The sequence below is a fragment of the Acidicapsa ligni genome (assembly GCF_025685655.1).
GTDB classification, from domain to species: domain Bacteria; phylum Acidobacteriota; class Terriglobia; order Terriglobales; family Acidobacteriaceae; genus Acidicapsa; species Acidicapsa ligni.
The window spans coordinates 273345-289117 of sequence record NZ_JAGSYG010000007.1 but is presented as its reverse complement, the minus strand read 5'-3'; the positions used below and the strand labels follow the sequence as shown (position 1 = coordinate 289117).

The 15773-nt window shown below is 55.1% G+C and carries 15 protein-coding genes and 1 tRNA gene; 6 read left to right on the top strand and 10 right to left on the bottom strand.

Going from position 1 to position 15773, the window contains the following annotated elements:
- Positions 1–2317 (top strand): chitobiase/beta-hexosaminidase C-terminal domain-containing protein (locus OHL19_RS20870; RefSeq protein ID WP_263359771.1); only part of this gene is annotated, 2317 nt, incomplete at its 5' end.
- A 105-nt stretch (positions 2318–2422) separates the two neighbouring features.
- Here the strand turns inward: OHL19_RS20870 and OHL19_RS20865 are convergent.
- From OHL19_RS20865 to ileS, 4 genes are all read right to left on the bottom strand, one after another.
- A complete protein-coding gene (locus tag OHL19_RS20865; RefSeq protein WP_263359770.1) occupies positions 2423–3007 on the bottom strand; it encodes a sigma-70 family RNA polymerase sigma factor in 585 nt (194 codons plus the stop codon).
- A 156-nt stretch (positions 3008–3163) separates the two neighbouring features.
- Positions 3164–4372, bottom strand: coding sequence for a metal-dependent hydrolase family protein (locus OHL19_RS20860; protein ID WP_263359769.1), 1209 nt, complete (start codon positions 4370–4372; stop codon positions 3164–3166).
- A gap of 252 nt (positions 4373–4624) precedes the next feature.
- Entirely contained in the window at positions 4625–5137 is a 513-nt protein-coding gene (gene lspA, locus OHL19_RS20855) for a signal peptidase II (protein ID WP_263359768.1), read from the bottom strand.
- Entirely contained in the window at positions 5134–8034 is a 2901-nt protein-coding gene (ileS, locus tag OHL19_RS20850) for an isoleucine--tRNA ligase (protein WP_263359767.1), read from the bottom strand. The genes lspA and ileS overlap by 4 nt, the downstream gene beginning before the upstream one ends.
- Positions 8035–8385: 351 nt before the next feature.
- Between ileS and OHL19_RS20845 the strand changes: the two genes are divergently transcribed.
- Entirely contained in the window at positions 8386–9447 is a 1062-nt protein-coding gene (locus tag OHL19_RS20845; RefSeq protein WP_263359766.1) for an energy transducer TonB, read from the top strand.
- Between the two features lie 64 nt (positions 9448–9511).
- Here OHL19_RS20845 and truB read toward each other — a convergent pair whose 3' ends face one another.
- The 5 genes from truB to OHL19_RS20820 all read right to left on the bottom strand — a co-directional run bounded on the left by truB (position 9512) and on the right by OHL19_RS20820 (position 13256).
- Complete coding sequence (gene truB, locus OHL19_RS20840; protein ID WP_263359765.1) at positions 9512–10381, bottom strand: tRNA pseudouridine(55) synthase TruB; 870 nt, start codon at positions 10379–10381, stop codon at positions 9512–9514.
- 42 nt (positions 10382–10423) lie between these two features.
- Positions 10424–11077, bottom strand: a complete 654-nt coding sequence (gene folE / locus OHL19_RS20835; protein ID WP_263359764.1) for a GTP cyclohydrolase I FolE — start codon at positions 11075–11077, stop codon at positions 10424–10426.
- Positions 11078–11222: 145 nt separating this feature from the next.
- Positions 11223–11630, bottom strand: coding sequence for a 6-carboxytetrahydropterin synthase (locus OHL19_RS20830; protein WP_263359763.1), 408 nt, complete (start codon positions 11628–11630; stop codon positions 11223–11225).
- Positions 11631–11642: 12 nt separating this feature from the next.
- Positions 11643–12059, bottom strand: a complete 417-nt coding sequence (locus OHL19_RS20825; protein ID WP_263359762.1) for a 6-pyruvoyl trahydropterin synthase family protein — start codon at positions 12057–12059, stop codon at positions 11643–11645.
- 123 nt (positions 12060–12182) lie between these two features.
- Positions 12183–13256 (bottom strand): glycosyltransferase, encoded by a 1074-nt coding sequence (locus OHL19_RS20820; protein ID WP_263359761.1) that lies wholly within the window; start codon positions 13254–13256, stop codon positions 12183–12185.
- On the opposite strand from OHL19_RS20820, the gene OHL19_RS20815 reads away from it, so the two are divergent.
- From OHL19_RS20815 to OHL19_RS20800, 4 genes are all read left to right on the top strand, one after another.
- The gene (locus OHL19_RS20815; RefSeq protein WP_263359760.1) at positions 13255–13782 is read left to right on the top strand and encodes a TlpA family protein disulfide reductase; all 528 of its coding nucleotides are present in this window, start codon (positions 13255–13257) and stop codon (positions 13780–13782) included. The two genes, OHL19_RS20820 and OHL19_RS20815, sit on opposite strands and share 2 nt — an antisense overlap.
- Positions 13783–13823: 41 nt before the next feature.
- Positions 13824–14138: a hypothetical protein gene (locus OHL19_RS20810; protein WP_263359759.1), complete on the top strand. Its 315-nt coding sequence runs from the start codon at positions 13824–13826 to the stop codon at positions 14136–14138.
- A 99-nt stretch (positions 14139–14237) separates the two neighbouring features.
- A tRNA-Arg gene (locus tag OHL19_RS20805) sits at positions 14238–14314 on the top strand.
- A gap of 379 nt (positions 14315–14693) precedes the next feature.
- The gene (locus tag OHL19_RS20800) at positions 14694–15113 is read left to right on the top strand and encodes a DUF1801 domain-containing protein (protein ID WP_263359758.1); all 420 of its coding nucleotides are present in this window, start codon (positions 14694–14696) and stop codon (positions 15111–15113) included.
- A 1-nt stretch (position 15114) separates the two neighbouring features.
- On the opposite strand, the gene OHL19_RS20795 is transcribed toward OHL19_RS20800, so the two are convergent.
- On the bottom strand, positions 15115–15699 hold the full coding sequence (locus OHL19_RS20795; protein ID WP_263359757.1) for an arylesterase: 585 nt from the start codon (positions 15697–15699) through the stop codon (positions 15115–15117).
- Positions 15700–15773: the final 74 nt, after the last annotated feature.

Genomic DNA, 15773 nt, shown 5'->3' with positions numbered 1-15773 from the left:
TCAGACCGTAACCATCAGCGACACCACAGCAGGAGCCGTAATCTACTACACAACAAACGGCACAACACCAAACACCGCATCTACCAGGTATACGGCTCCTGTTAAGGTAAATTCGACTGCAACCCTGAAGGCGATTGCTGCTATAACAACTACATCATCCGTGCAACTCGCTGCCGGTTCAATTGTGACTAGTCCTGTAGCTACCGCTGCTTATACGATTCAGACCACAGCCGCAACGCCGGTCTTTAGCCTCTCAGGTGGCGTGTATAACGGAGCGCAGACACTAACGATAAGCGACTCTACATCGGGCGCAGCCATCTACTACACCACGAATGGCACATCCCCAACAACATCTTCGACCAGGTACACGGGTGCAATCAAGGTAAGCGCAACAGAAACGATTCATGCGATAGCTGTTCTAACGCACTACAAAAACAGCGCAATCGCAGCGGCAACCTACACCATAACCGACATCGTGAGCACGCCAACTCTAAGCGTTGCTGGTGGTAAATACTCCAGTGTGCAAACCGTCACAATAAAGGACGCGAGCGCTGGAGCCGCAATTTACTACACCACCAACGGCACTACACCGACAGCATCATCGACAAAATACACTGCTGCAATCAAGGTAGCGTCCAGTGAAACAATTCGTGCAATTGCAATCCTGAAGGGTTACACCAACAGCGCAATTGCGGCAGAGAGTTATACCCTGGTCGCTGCTACGCCGACCTTCAGTGTGGCCGGCGGTACATACAGCGGCGCACAAACCGTCACAATAGAAGATGCGACTGCTGGGGCCGCGATCTACTACACCACCAACGGATCCACGCCAACCACAGCATCGACTAAATACTCTGCCGCGATCAAGGTAGCAACCACTGAAACAATTCATGCGATTGCTATCTTGGGAGGCTTTGCCAACAGTGTAGTAGCGACGTCGAGTTACACCTTAGAGGCTGCTACACCGGCCTTCAGCATAAAAGCAGGAACCTATACCGGCGCGCAGAGCGTGACATTGAGTGATGCAACTGCTGGCGCAACCATCTACTACACCACCAATGGCAGTACACCGACCACGTCCTCTACGAAGTACACTGCTGCGATCAAGGTCTCTGCAACCGGGACAATACACGCTGTTGCTGTTTTGACGAACTATAAAAATAGCGTCGTTGCAACAGCGGCCTATATCATCAGCTCGGTAACGACTACACCGGTCTTCAGCCTTGCAAGCGGCACCTATTATGGAGCCCAGACTGTGGCCATTGCGGATGCTGCAGCCGGTTCGACAATTTACTACACCACCAACGGCGCCACACCAACCACGGCATCGACTAAATATACCGGTGCATTCAAAATAAGCGCCTCTGAAACAATTCACGCAATTGCTGTCGCGGCAGGGGACAAAAGCAGCGCAGTCGCCATAGCCAGCTACAGCCTTGTAATGGTAGTAGCTGCTCCCACACTCAGCCATGCAACCGGAACATTCTCCGGCGCGATTGCCGTTACAATCTCGGACTCAACTCCCGACGCGATAATTTACTACACCACCAACGGCACAACACCGACCACTTCATCCGCCCGATACACGGCACCAATTACCGTGAATGCAAGCGAGACAGTGCAGGCAATTGCCACCCGCAGCGGAATGACAAACAGTGCGCTTGCTCCCGCTACTTACACGATCACCACGGTAACACCGGCATTCGCCACAGGTGTAGCTGGAACAGAAATCATTCTAAGAGGGAATGCGGCTTTTGCAGGGAACGCGCTTCGTCTCACCGATGGTGCATCAGGACAAATCTCAGCTGCCTGGTTTTCGAAGAAGGTATCCGTTAGCAACTTCACCACGGACTTTACCTTCCAGCTTCCTACCTCTTCCGGAGACGGCTTTACCTTTGTGATCCAGAACGCACCGGCGGGCAACTGGGCCTCTGGCGGCAATGGCGCATCTCTTGGCTACGGTGGCATCACCAAGAGCGTGGCCATTAAATTCGACCTCTACAACAACGCAGGCGAGGGTTCCAACTCAACCGGAATTTACACCAATGGAGCTGTACCGACGCTTCCTTCGGTATCCATGCCGACAAGCCAGATCAACCTGCATGGTGGACACACGATCCAGGTTCATCTCGTATATAACGGAACAACTCTCACACAGACCATGACCGACCTCACGACAAAAGAAGTATTCACTCACGCATACACGGTGAACATTCCTTCCGTTGTCGGCGCCACCACGGCGTTTGTTGGATTCACTGGCAGCACCGGAGCCTACACATCCACGCAGGACATCCTGACTTGGACTTACACAGAATAATGACCTATACCGAATAATTTTGATCAAATGCAAAGGGCCGGCTTCTACATAAAGAAGTCGGCCCTTTGTCTTGCATTCATCTTCGCGTCTTGAATGTCTGCATCACTACGCGGTCCCTTTCGGCGTAGACTTCAATTCGTGATAAAGCCAGCTTCTTGAAAATTTCAGATCGCGTTCCGCAGTAGCCAATGAAATCGAGAGCACCTCGGCAGTCTCCTCCATCGTCAGTGCGAGAAAGAAACGTAGCTCAACCAGGTGAGCCTTTCGCTGATCAAGCTGTTCCAGGCGATCAAGCGCGCGATTCAAATCCAGAATGTCCGCAGACGACGTGCCTACCCACGCCAACTCATCCGAGAGTGGCAGTCGAATAGCTCCCGGTCCGCCGCGCCGTTCCGCCAGATGGGCTCGCGCATGGTCTTTCAATATGTTGCGCATCATCCGCGCTGCGAAAGTATAAAAATGTACGCGGTCATACCAGGTGATCTTGTGCTGATTCAGCAGCCGCAGATACACCTCATTCACCAGCGCTGTTGGCTGTAGCGTGTGATCGTCGCGCTCCTGACGCATGTAGCCTTTGGCGATCCGATGCAATTGCTCATACACCAGCGGGATAAGGTTTTCCAAAACTTCAGGATCACCTTTCCGCCAGCGTTCCAGCAATCGCGTCACTTCACCATTTGCGTCGGACATACTCCACCATCGTCAAAATCATAGGATTCTGAAGATCAGGAATATCACAATCACGATCCATTACGCAGTCCACAAAAGCATCACTATCGGGTTTTACTTACGAGGTATGGACACATCCACGACAGATGCTAATGAAGTCAGACTGTCGCTATGCGTCTAGTGGATGCGCGCAACTACATTTCGGTCAGGATGAGCTGGGTCCTTGATAATCTTTCCACCCTTCATCACAAACTTCACGTCATACATCACCTTGATGTCTGCCAGAGGATCGCCGGAAACAGCAATGATGTCTGCGTAATGTCCAGGTTCAATGGATCCAAATTCCTTATCCTTGCCCAGCAGAGTCGCCGCATTGATCGTCGCTGCCTGCAGTGCTCCCAGGGTTGTCATGCCACCTGCCACCAGCGCGCCAAACTCCCGCGAAACAGACTCATCCACATCGCTGTCATCCACGCCATAAGCAATCTTGAGGTGGTGCGCCAATGCTAGTTTGAATGCCGGTCCCTGCGCCGCCAGAATCTCCTGCCCCTTGGCAAATGACTCCGGCTCGCGTCCCTTTGACAATCCCGTTTCCATATCGTGCTGGAAGCAATAAAGCGTCGGTACCAGCCATGTTCCGTGCTCTTCCATCAGCTTCGCGCCTTCTTCATCCAGCATCGTTCCATGCTCAATGGAGTCCACACCGGCCCGCACCGCAGCCTTGATGCCTGTCGTACCCTCAGCGTGCGCCATCACCTTCTTGCCTGCGCGATGCGCCACCTCGACAGCCATCGCCATCTGCGCCTCACTCAGCTCCTCCACGTGATAATCCGAGATAGGATCCATCACGCCACCGGTAGCCATCAACTTGATCCAGTCCGCGCCATACTTGATGTCCCGTCGAACCACGCGCGCAATTTCATCCGGCGTATCCGCGATATTTGCGCCCCTTGGCAACCCAAGATCAGGCGAGAATGGGAATCCATCGCCATGGCCGCCCGTCAGTGAAATGCAGCTTCCTGCAGCGGAGATACGTGGCCCCTGGATCATCCCTCGTGTCACCGAATCCCGTAGCGCAAATTGCGGATAATCAGTCGGCCCTTCGCAGGCATCGCGAACAGCGGTGAACCCATGGTCCAGCCAGAGCCTCAGGTTGTAGACACCCCACAACGTCGCCTGCGCGTAAGTCTCCCGCAATTCAGTGGCAGCAGATTGGCTTGTAGGGTCAGAGAGAATATGCCCATGAGCATCGATCAGTCCTGGCAATACCGTATAGGCAGAGAGATCCGTTACCGGCACGCCGCCAGGAGCCTTATCTGAAATGGAAAGTACTCTGTCACCGGTAAGCAGGATGTAGGCATGGCTTTTCACATCGCCAGTGCGCACATCAATCAATTTTCCAGCGAGGATTGCAGCGGTAGGTTTAGAGTTCTGAGCTTGAACGTACGAAGCACACACAAGGTAACAGCATAGGAGCAAAACAGCGCGTTGAAGATTCATGGTTGATCGGAAGTTAACATGCCGAGCAACCATGAGCAAGCATTCTGTGAATGTTTCATCCCACATTCAACCTGTAAAGCAATGCCAATCAGCGGTGCCAATCGGCATCTCAATCGCATTACCAATCATAGCCACTGCTCAGCCCAGATGCGTAACCGCTGCCTTCTTCGGCAGGATTGAATCAAGCAGTAGCAAACATGCCCCCACCACAATTGCAGAGTCAGCCACATTGAAATCGGGCCAGTGGTAGTGAATGATATGCACCTCGAGAAAATCCACGACCGAAGCAAAACGGATGCGGTCATAAACATTGCCCGCCGCTCCGCCCAGCACCAGCGCCAACGCCAACGTGGTCGTGCTGAAACGCGTGCCTATCCGAATCAGCGCAATCAAAACAGCAAACGACGCCACGACCGAAAATGCGATCAACCCCCACCGCACATGCTCCGGCGAAGCCGAATCTGCGAACAACGAAAAAGCCGCGCCGTCATTGAGCACATGCGTGATTCGAAACACCCGTGGAATCACCGTGATCGCCTGGCCAATCTCCAGATGACGCACAATCCACTCCTTGCTCCAGCGATCCAACGCAACGACAATCACCGAGATCAGCAGCAGCCAGGGAAGTCGCGATCCTCTCGTTTGACTCACGCGTTCACCTCAGCCGCAGGCGGCTCAACACCCATCGCAGTCAGAGCTTCGGAGCAGCGCGTGCAGACGCTCTCCCACACTCCATAGTTATCCACGACCGGCATGAAATTCCAGCACCGGCTGCACTTCGTGCCAGAAGCAGGCAGAGCAGCAACCGATAGCGCCGGGCCCTCAAGCACTCTTACCCCCGAGACATTCAAAATCTCTTTTAATCCCCCGGCATGTCGTTGCAGCAGGCCCAGCAAATCGCCCGTAGCCTGAATCTCGACATCCGCCTCCAGGCCCTTGCCAATGCGCTTCTCCTGCCGTGCCTCTTCAAGCACCAGCATGGCCGCGTCGCGCACCGCAAAAATATGTTTCCACTCCGCCAGCAAAGCAGCAGAGTCTTCCGGATAAATCGAGTCAAGGGCAGGGAAGAGTGCCAAATGCACACTCGCCTCACGGCCATCGACCTTAGGCAGATAACCCCAGACCTCATCCGCCGTAAAGCTCAGGATCGGAGCCAGCAACCGCACCAATGCCTCTGTAATCTTCCACAACACGGTCTGCGCCGATCTACGCGCCTGCGAAGAAGGAGCAAACGTGTACATCCGGTCCTTCAAAACATCCAGATAAAACGCGCTCAAATCCGCAATCGCAAACTCATTCACCGCGTGATAAATCCGGTGAAATTCAAACCGCTCGTACCAGTCCAGAACTTTCGCCGCGAGGTCACGAGTCTTGGCCAGCATGTATCGATCCAGGGGCTCCAGATCATCGAACGCAACCCCATGCTCCAGGGGCTCAAACCCATTCAAATTCCCCAGCAAAAAGCGAAACGTATTGCGGAGTTTGCGATAAATCTCCGCGCACCGCTTCATCAGGTTGTCGCTCGCCGCCATGTCTTCGCGAAAATCGATCGAAGCCACCCACAGCCGCACGATCTCGCCGCCCATCTGCCCTGCCACGGCCACCGGATCGACTCCGTTGCCCAGCGACTTCGACATCGCCCGGCCCAACTCATCCAGCGTCCATCCAGCAGTCGCCACATTCGTATAAGGAGCGCGCCCTCGCAGCGCCACCGAAGTCAGCAGCGAAGAGTGGAACCATCCACGATGCTGATCCCCGCCTTCGAGATACAACACCGTTCTATCTGGACGATCATAAGCAGCCTTCAACTCGCGATCCGACTCGGCCACAGCAAACCAGCTCGTTCCCGAGTCGAACCACACGTCCAAAATGTCCATTTCCTTCTGAAATTCAGTGCATCCGCACTTCGCGCAAGCTCGCCCAGCCCCCAGCAGATCCTCGACCGAAGTCGTATGCCAGGCCTCCGCGCCGTGATCCTCAAACAGGGTCACAATTCGCTTGTTCAGCGCCGCATCCCGAATCGGCTCATGGCACTTCGTACACAGAAAGACCGCAATCGGCACGCCCCAGATTCTCTGCCGCGAAATGCACCAGTCCGGCCGAGTGGCGATCATGTTGGTGATCCGCTCCTGACCCCACGCCGGATCCCACTTCACCTCGCCGATCTTCTCAATCGTCAACTGCCGAAACGTCGTGTCCGAACCATCCTCGCGCAGCACCGGCGTTTCCAGCCCGATAAACCACTGCTCCGTAGCCCTGAAAATCACCGGATTATGGCAACGCCAGCAATGCGGATAGGAGTGATGAATATCCTCACGCCCCATCAAGGCTCCGCGCTCCTTCAGCAATTCGATGATCAGAGGATTCGCCGCAAAGACTTTCTTCCCGTCAAAGGCAGGCAATTCCGCCCCGGACCAAACCGAGGTATCCAGATGGATAACCCCCGCCGCATCCACTCGTGTCGTCGCATCCAGCCCATATCGCACGCCGGTATAAAAGTCATCCACACCATGCGAAGGAGCCGTATGCACCGCGCCTGTACCCTGGTCCGCCGTCACATAATCGGCATTGACACCCAGGATTGTGCGCTCAAGAAACGGATGCTGAAATGTAGCCCGATCCAACCGCGCACCCGGAAAACGGGCCAGTACCGTCGGCTCCGCCAGCTTGCAGGCCGTAGCCACACTCGCAGCCAACTCCGCTGCAACAATGTAAACCGGAGCATCCGCATCCTGCCCGGCTGCTAAGGCCACGTATTCAAAATTTGGATGAAAAGCCACTGCCAGCGACGCCGGCAGCGTCCACGGAGTCGTCGTCCAGATGATCGTGTAGACCTCGCGGCCTTTCAGGGCGGCCTCAGCCTCGTGCCCAAACGCCGCAACATCTGAGGTCAGCCGATACCGCACATACACCGAGGGACTCGTATGCTGCTCGTACTCGATCTCCGCATCCGCCAACGCCGTCCGGTCATGGATGCACCAGTAAACCGGCTTTAAACCCCTGTAAACAAAGTCTTTCTCTAAAAAGCCATAGAACGCCTCAAGCGTCCGCGCCTCGTAACTGCGGGACATCGTCTTGTAGGGATCGTTCCACCGTCCAAACACGCCTAGCCGCTCAAACTGCGAAGTTTGCAGATCGACATACTTCTGCGCATACGCACGGCAGGCCTCCAACACGGCGGGAGCAGGCATCTCCAGCTTTTTGCGGCCAAGCTGCTCATCCACCTTGATTTCAATCGGCAACCCGTGGCAATCGTAACCCGGCACATACGGCGAATCGAAGCCCGCCATCGTCTTCGACTTCACCACAAAATCCTTCAAGCCCTTGTTCAGAGCATGTCCCAGGTGCAGTGGTCCGTTCGCATAAGGAGGCCCGTCATGCAGCAGATAGCTGGGCCGCCCCGCCGCAGCCTTGCGCAATTGTCCGTAAATATCCATCTCTGCCCAGCGCGCCAGTCGCAGCGGCTCGTTCTGGGGCAGATTCGCCTTCATGGGAAAATCCGTTTTCGGCAATGTCAGTGTTGACTTTAGCTCTGGTACTGCAGACATTCGTGCTCCCGTTGTTGATTCTGTAATGACCACTATCCAGTGTAAACGGCCTATTGAAGAAAAATCCGGTAACTACCTCACGTGCGTACCGTCTATTGTGAAAGAGAAGTCATTGTCGAAGTCTCGCTTCGGGCCAGGAATCATGAAATGACGCTAAAATCACAGGAACCATACCAGATACCTCGAAATACAAAACAGCTTCGCGATGCGGGAGAGACAGTAACGCCACCGCTCACGCATAATATCTGGATGGGTTCTTTTCGGTGGGTGGAAACATCCTATTGCCCACAAACGTCATCGGAAATGAGAACCGTTTAGAACAAACCGGGGAGATGGGAACCGGGAGCATCTATGGCAAATGATCTACTCAACCCGCCCGAAGCAGAAACCGGAGCCAATCCGGGCGCGAACGCTGCCTTCAGGAGCGGCTCGCAAACCAGTGCAGCTTCATCCGAAACAGGCCACGAGCTGGACTCATTTCTCGGCAAAGCCTTTGAAGAAAAATCCATCTGGGCCGATCTGTTTGAAAATGTCCACGATGTCTTTTTTCCGACCAAACTGCCGCCTCTTGAACTAACCAGCAAGCCGATTCCTGTCGCAGACCCAATGGCGGTCAAGCGCAGCCCGCTGTCCATCGCCATCTCCGCTGGCATCAATATCGGAGTTTTGCTCCTCGTGCTCTTTGCCTTCCGCCACCAGATCGCGAAAGTCATCCCTCCCAGCCTGAAAATGTCGAATGTCGACATCGCGCCCTGGAAACCCCTGACCCCCAAGGCCGGTAACATCGGCGGCGGTGGTGGCGGCGGTAGCCATGACATCCTGAGCGCCTCCAAGGGGCACCTGCCTAAAATTGAGCCCAAACCGCTTCTTCAGCCTCAGGTTCTACAAGTTGAGAAGCCCAAAATTGCACTTGACGCCGCAATTGACGTTCAAAAGAACATCAAGCTTCCCGACAACCCCAACCTGCCCAACATCGGTGTACTCAACTCAAGCAACAACGTAGTCCTCTCCAACGGTCAGGGCTCCGGTGGCGGCATCGGCAATGGGAAAAACGGCGGCCTCGGAAATGGAAACGGTAATGGCTACGGCCCCGGCACAGGCGGCAATGTTGGCGGAGGCATTCGTCAGGTCGGCAACGGAGTAACCGCTCCCAAGGTTATCTACTCAGTCGAAGCCGAGTTCTCTGACGAAGCCCGTCGCGCCAAATACGAGGGTGAAGTAACGATTTCGCTGATTGTCGATGCCCAGGGCAATCCCCAGAATGTCCGCGTAGCTCACGCACTGGGTATGGGACTGGATGAAAAGGCAATTGAAGCCGTCAAGCAGTACCGCTTCAAGCCATCCATTGACCAGAAAACCGGCAAGCCAGTTCCGGTTCAGATCAACTTTCTAGTCAACTTCCGGCTGTATTAACAACCAGTAGCTTAATAGATTAGCGCCTCGGGTCAGGGTGAAGACACCCTGACCCGAGGCGCCCTTAACCCATCACCACAATCGGTTGAAACAGTGTCCCGGCAACCCTTTTTCCAATTGCCACCAGCTCCCGCTGTCCCTCAAACACCTTTACCATCCCGGCATCTGAAAACTCTGCAAGATTCACCTGCGCCCCGTTCCTCAGCCGCCCCAGCGCAATCCCATCCACCGACACGCAAGGCATCTCCGCCAGCAGATTCCGCGGATGCAGCAAAGCCGTCTCGACGCCCGTCCCAAGCCCGCCAAGCGCATCCAGCGTCCACGCCTGGTCTAGCCCAAACACGCCTGCTCTCGTGCGCCGCAGACTGGTCAGATGGGCTCCACAACCCAAAACCTGCCCCAGTTCATGAGCCACCGAACGCACATATCCTCCAGCGCTTACCGTCATCTGAAAGCTGGCGCTGTTGCCCTCCAGCGTATCGATGCTGAACTGATGAATGCAGATCTTCACTGCCTTAAGCTCGACCGGTTTTCCCTCGCGAGCCAGCTTGTAGGCAGGCACACCGCCAACCTTCTTGGCAGAGAACGCAGGCGGCATCTGCTCTATTTCGCCATGAAACCGCGATGCAGCAGACCGCACCTGCTCCAGCTCTAACGAGGGCAGAGAATCCTCTCCCGCCGGGATACCCTCGGCATCGTAAGTATCCGTAGCAAAGCCAAATCGTATCGTGCCGGTATATGTCTTTTCAGCAGTAGAAAAGAACTGTGCCAGCCGCGTATATTTCCCGAGCAGCAACGGCAAAACCCCAGTTGCCATGGGGTCAAGCGTTCCCAGATGTCCAACAGATTTTTCCCCGGTAAGCCGGCGAACCCGGCTCACCACATCATGCGAAGTCATTCCACCCGACTTATCAACAACCAATAATCCGTTCACATATCTACTCTATCTGCTTGGAAGAAAAGCAGGTGCCGTATGCTATATGCCGCTGCCGCCCGGATGCCGTACAAGCGATAAAAACTCTCCACGTGTCTGCGGCTCGTGGAAGCATCCCACCATCGCCGATGTGACCGTGGTCGATTGTTGCTTTTCCACTCCGCGCATCATCATGCACATGTGCCGCGCTTCGATCACCACGCCCACGCCACGAGGCTCAATCGCCTCCTGTATCGAATCGGCAATCTGCCGCGTAAGCCGCTCCTGCACCTGCAGCCTGCGCGCAAACACATCGATCAATCGCGGAATCTTGCTCAGTCCAATTACCTTGCCATTCGGAATATAGCCCACATGCACCCGGCCCCAAAAGGGCAGCATGTGATGTTCGCAAAGGGAGTACATCTCGATGTCCTTCACCATGACCATCTCGTCATAGTCCACATCAAACAAAGCCCCGCGCAAAATCTGCGTGGGATTTTGCTCATAGCCCTTCGTCAGAAAAGCCATCGACTTTTCCACGCGGCCAGGGGTGGCCAATAGCCCATCGCGATTCGGGTCTTCGTGAAAGCGAGAGAGTAGTTCGCGATATAACTCCTGCGTAGAAAAATCTCCAAGCCCAGCCTCGGCCACCGTGCTAACTTCCTGCGATGCCTTCGCTGACTTCGAAGATTTCGTTACCACCATGGGGTGCGCCATTGACTTATCCTTCTCTGACCTGTCTTTTGTCTGACTTATCCTTCGCCCGACTTATTCTTCCCGTCTGACTTATCTTCCGTCCGCCGCCTTCATGCGGACGCTTACTTTGAGTAATGATGCTCAAACCCTCGCCAAAGGCACACTTTTATTTGCCCGAATATTCGAAGAAGTTATTCTCTGTCTCCTCAATCCGAACATTCTTCAGTATCGCCGGTAGCAGTTGCTTCTGCAGCAGTTCATACACCGCAATGCAAAAGTTCTCTGTCGTCGAAACCTGTTCTGCAAACAGCGGATCATCATTGAGATTCTTATGGTCGAACCGATCGAGTACCTGCTCCTTCATCACCGAATCAAGCGTCACCATGTTGATCACCATGCCGGTATTGGCATCGACTTCGCCGCCCACCGTCGCCTCGATCTTGTAGTTATGCCCGTGGCCATGCGGATTGTTGCACTTCCCAAAAACCGCCCGATTCTCTTCCGGCGAAAGTGCCTCCGAGTGCAGTCGATGACTGGCGCTAATCCTGTACCTGCGTGAAAAATAAGCCTTCATCTGTCTGCCGCCTTATTCACCAAGATACTCAGCAAAAATATCGTCTGTCTCATACACCCGAACCCTGCTCAATCGTGCGCCACCTGCTGCTTTTACAGGCGCTTCAAGCCGCTTCCATACCGCAATGGCGATATTTTCCGTAGTTGGAATCGCCACCGCAAACTCCGGTACTTCCTTGTTCAAATGCCGATGGTCGTACACATCCAGCACCTCACGCTCGATCACATCTTTGAGCCATTTCAGATCCACAACAAACCCGCTCAGCGGATCGACTTCACCAGTCACCGTTACTTCCAGCGTGTAGTTATGTCCATGCCCATTCCGGTTCGCGCAACGCCCAAACACCGCTATGTTCTTCTCCTCAGACCACTCCGGATTCCAATAGTAGTGAGAAGCCGAAAAGGTCGCCCGCCGCGTCAACAAAATCATAGAAACACAACCTCAGGGAGTTAGATGCACAAAGGAATTAAATACATAAGCTTCGCCAGGAACAGGAAAAATCGGCCCGCTCAATTCCCAATTATCGTCCAGGCAATGAATGAAACAGAGCGTTCAAGCGGAATAAGTTCGTCCCTTCCAGTTAACCCGCCGCAATATCTTGTTCTGAAACCAGCTCCGATACAGCAGGAAGGCAAACAGCGGCAGCGCCAGCGGAGAAATCGCTACATCGAGAGCAGGGAAGTTAGATTTGGCCACCCGTGCATAAAAACGCCATAGATTCCGCAGCCATACCAGCGCCAGCAGCCATCCTGCCGTAAACCAGGGAAGCTGCTGCACCCCGGCGCCCCAGTAAGCCCATGCCAGCAACGGTAGACCAACCAGCAGCGCCACATCCAGAATCCGCCATGCCGCCAACATCAATGAGTTCCCAAACAGCAGCGCCAGATTCTTCGTCCATCCCTCAAGCATCGCGCCCGTCGTTCGGTACATTCGCGTAGAGAGCGCATCCGCCGCATATCGAAACCTCAGTCCAACCTTCCGCTTCTTGGCCAGAAAAGCCAGCTCGACATCCTCCAGAATCTCGCTCTTCACCGAAGCGTGGCCGCCAATCGCCTTATATCCCTCCGCCGAAACCAGCAAAAACTGCCCATTCGCCGCCGCAATTCGCAGCTCGGGATTTGAAACCTTCTCCGGCGGATACGAAAGCGCCAGCTCGCAAAACACCAGCGGCATCAGCGCCCGTTGCCAGATCCCCGAAACCAGTTGCCGAGGCGAATATGACAGCATTCCCACCTTGTGCTTCTCCGCCTCGTGAATAGCCCGCCGCAGATTTCCCGCCTCATGCACCGTATCGGCGTCAGTAAACAGCAGCCAACTCCCCCGTGCCTGCTGCGCCGCCGTCCAGCAGGCATTCGCCTTGCCCGTCCAACCCTTCTCAAGTCTCGCAGGTTCCATCACGGTCACACCGGCGAACCCCTTGGCAATTTCCCCGGTCCGGTCCGTCGATCCGTCATCGACCACCAGCAACTCCCAGTCCCGTCCCAGTAGAAAAAACTCATCCGACTGCCCCACCAGGGACGCGAGACACGCCCCAACACAGTCCTCTTCATCGCGCGCAGGAACAATTACCGTCAGCTCCATCCGTGCCGCGTCTTCCATCTTCGTCTCCAGCAAAGGCTCCGGCATGGCATACCAACCCTCAGCTCCGTATTATAAGTACGTGCGAACCTTCCGACTTTCATCGCTGCTCTGCGGACTTCTGCTAGTCGCCATCACCGGCTGCGACCGCGGCAACCATCCCTCGCAGACAGGTAGACCCGCGCCTGACTTCAACATCTCCGATGGCGCCACCCACATTCATCTCGCCGACTACAAAGGCAAAGTCGTTCTCGTGAACTTCTGGGCCAGTTGGTGCGTCCCCTGCATCCTTGAGCTGCCTTCTTTGCTCGAACTCCAGCGCCAGCACCCCGAGATCGCCGTACTGGCCATCAGCATCGACGAAGACGAGGACGCCTACAAGCGCTTCCTCGTCAACCATCACGTCGATCTCCTCACCGTCCGCGACCCCCAGGAAACAGTCGCCACCAAATATCACACCGAGATGTGGCCGGAAACCTTCGTCATCGACCGCCAGGGCAAAATCCGTCGCAGGTTCATCGGCGCAGAAGACTGGAGCACGCCCGAAATTCGCAGCTATCTCAGTTCACTCTGAAATCATTCCACTCAGCAACCCATGCTTGGTATCATGCAGCTATGACGCAGCTAGAAATACTCTTCCGCTACACCGGCCAGCCCAACGAAACGGAAGCCTTCGCCCTCGCCAACACGCGTGAAGTCTACGGAATCCGCCGCCTCACCTTCGATCGAGCTGCCAGCACCTTGCGCGTTGAATACGATGCCACCCGCCTCAATGCCGCAACCGTGACACAACTCGTCCGGCGCTCCGGTCTCCAGCTCATCGAAGAACTTCCGCCTGTCGAAGCACCGGCTCCGCTTCCCGAACTGCCGCCCGCTGTCCCTGTAATCTCGCCATCGGTTACACTCAGCGCCGTTCCCGCAAAGGCATAAACGCAAGCATTATGCAGATCAGGCACATGGCCTTCGCCAGCCATTGCCTCAGCGTCAATTTCTTGGTAATCTGATGAAGGTTCGGAAACGAACCCATGTGCGCCTATAGCTCAGCTGGATAGAGCGGTTGACTACGAATCAACAGGTCGGGAGTTCGAATCTCTCTGGGCGCACCATAAATTTTCAAAAGCATCACGCCATTTCATTTCAAGTTTGTGCAGCTTAACCGCCGCACGAAGCGCAGAGCTTAGCCCGTACTCCCCCTACGGTCTAAGCTCTGCTGTTTTATACCCCCCCTTTTTACTCCCCATTCCCCCAAGCTTTTGCCGTTGCCTTTGTTTTTGCCCTTGCCCGTGCTTTTGTTTTTGCCCTTGCCGTTCTGTCTGTCATTCCCGCAGGGAATCTGCTTCTCCCAAAACACCAACCCAATCCCCTTTTCCATTTACAACCCCAAATCCAGATGTTATTTCAAAGAGAACCCTCGCTGACACAACCACCCACTGTCAGCGAATGAAGACTCACCAGGAACTTCCAAATCAGACCCAGGAAGAAAACATGGAAAAATCAGACGCAAGCCAAGCCCAGCCAGCATCGGAACTCATCTCAAAGAAAATTGCCGAACTAGGAGACTGGCGCGGAGAAACCCTCAGCAGAATGCGCAAGCTCATCCAGGAAGCAGACCCGCAGGTCATCGAGGAGTGGAAGTGGATGGGTACGCCCGTCTGGTCGCATGACGGCATCCTCTGCACAGGCGAATCCTATAAAAGTGTCGTGAAGCTGACCTTCGCCAAGGGTGCGTCTCTGCCGGATCCCGACCACCTCTTCAATTCCAGCCTCGAAGGAAACACCCGCCGCGCGATCGACATCCACCAGGGAGAAACAATGGACGAGTCCGCCTTCAAGGCGCTCATTCTCCAGGCAATTGCCCTCAACAGTTCTGGCAAGTCAAAGCCGTCGAAAAAAGCGAAGTCCTAAGCTACCGGCGCAGGAGCGGCATCACAAATGGCAAAAGGTGCTCCGCAATCAACTGCGAACCCTTCGCCGTCGGATGTATCCCATCCTCCTGGACCGTCCCCGGCATCGCGTAGATTCCTTCGTAAAGCATCGGCATCAGCGCTACATGATGCTTCGCCGAAGCGTCCCTGTATACCGCATCGAAGCTCTTGATGTACTCGGCGCCATAATTAGGCGGCAGCGTAATACCCACCAGCAACACGCGAATATGCGCCGCCTGTAACGCCGTCAGCACGCCATCGAGATTCTTCCGCGTGATCTCCATCGGCAGACCGCGCAGGCCGTCGTTCCCGCCAAACTCCACCAGCACCACATCCGGATGCAGCGCCACAATCGAGTTCACTCGCGCCAGGGCGTCCTTGGTCGTGTCCCCGCTCACGCCGCGGTTCACAACGCGATACGAATATCCCTTCGCCGTCAGCAACCGCTCCAGTACCGCCGGATAGGCCTGCTTCACCGCATCGTTCAATCCATATCCGGCAGTGATGCTATCGCCAAAACAAACCAGCGTCTTCTGAGGACCAGCCGCACGCGCCTGAACCATCATCAGGCAGAATGCGCAGAGAATCGCTGCCCTGAAAATTGTTACCCTGAAAACTCTCTTCACCCGTGCAGTGTACC

What these genes read in the sequence shown, in the direction of transcription:
- OHL19_RS20815 (WP_263359760.1), top strand. Translation starts at nt 13,255, where the DNA reads ATGGCATACCAACCCTCAGCTCCGTATTATAAGTACGTGCGAACCTTC.
- OHL19_RS20800 (WP_263359758.1), top strand. Translation starts at nt 14,694, where the DNA reads ATGGAAAAATCAGACGCAAGCCAAGCCCAGCCAGCATCGGAACTCATC.
- OHL19_RS20810 (WP_263359759.1), top strand. Translation starts at nt 13,824, where the DNA reads ATGACGCAGCTAGAAATACTCTTCCGCTACACCGGCCAGCCCAACGAA.
- OHL19_RS20830 (WP_263359763.1), bottom strand. Translation starts at nt 11,630, where the DNA reads ATGAAGGCTTATTTTTCACGCAGGTACAGGATTAGCGCCAGTCATCGA.
- OHL19_RS20820 (WP_263359761.1), bottom strand. Translation starts at nt 13,256, where the DNA reads ATGCCGGAGCCTTTGCTGGAGACGAAGATGGAAGACGCGGCACGGATG.
- folE (WP_263359764.1), bottom strand. Translation starts at nt 11,077, where the DNA reads ATGGCGCACCCCATGGTGGTAACGAAATCTTCGAAGTCAGCGAAGGCA.
- OHL19_RS20825 (WP_263359762.1), bottom strand. Translation starts at nt 12,059, where the DNA reads ATGATTTTGTTGACGCGGCGGGCGACCTTTTCGGCTTCTCACTACTAT.
- OHL19_RS20865 (WP_263359770.1), bottom strand. Translation starts at nt 3,007, where the DNA reads ATGTCCGACGCAAATGGTGAAGTGACGCGATTGCTGGAACGCTGGCGG.
- OHL19_RS20845 (WP_263359766.1), top strand. Translation starts at nt 8,386, where the DNA reads ATGGCAAATGATCTACTCAACCCGCCCGAAGCAGAAACCGGAGCCAAT.
- ileS (WP_263359767.1), bottom strand. Translation starts at nt 8,034, where the DNA reads ATGTCTGCAGTACCAGAGCTAAAGTCAACACTGACATTGCCGAAAACG.
- OHL19_RS20795 (WP_263359757.1), bottom strand. Translation starts at nt 15,699, where the DNA reads ATGATGGTTCAGGCGCGTGCGGCTGGTCCTCAGAAGACGCTGGTTTGT.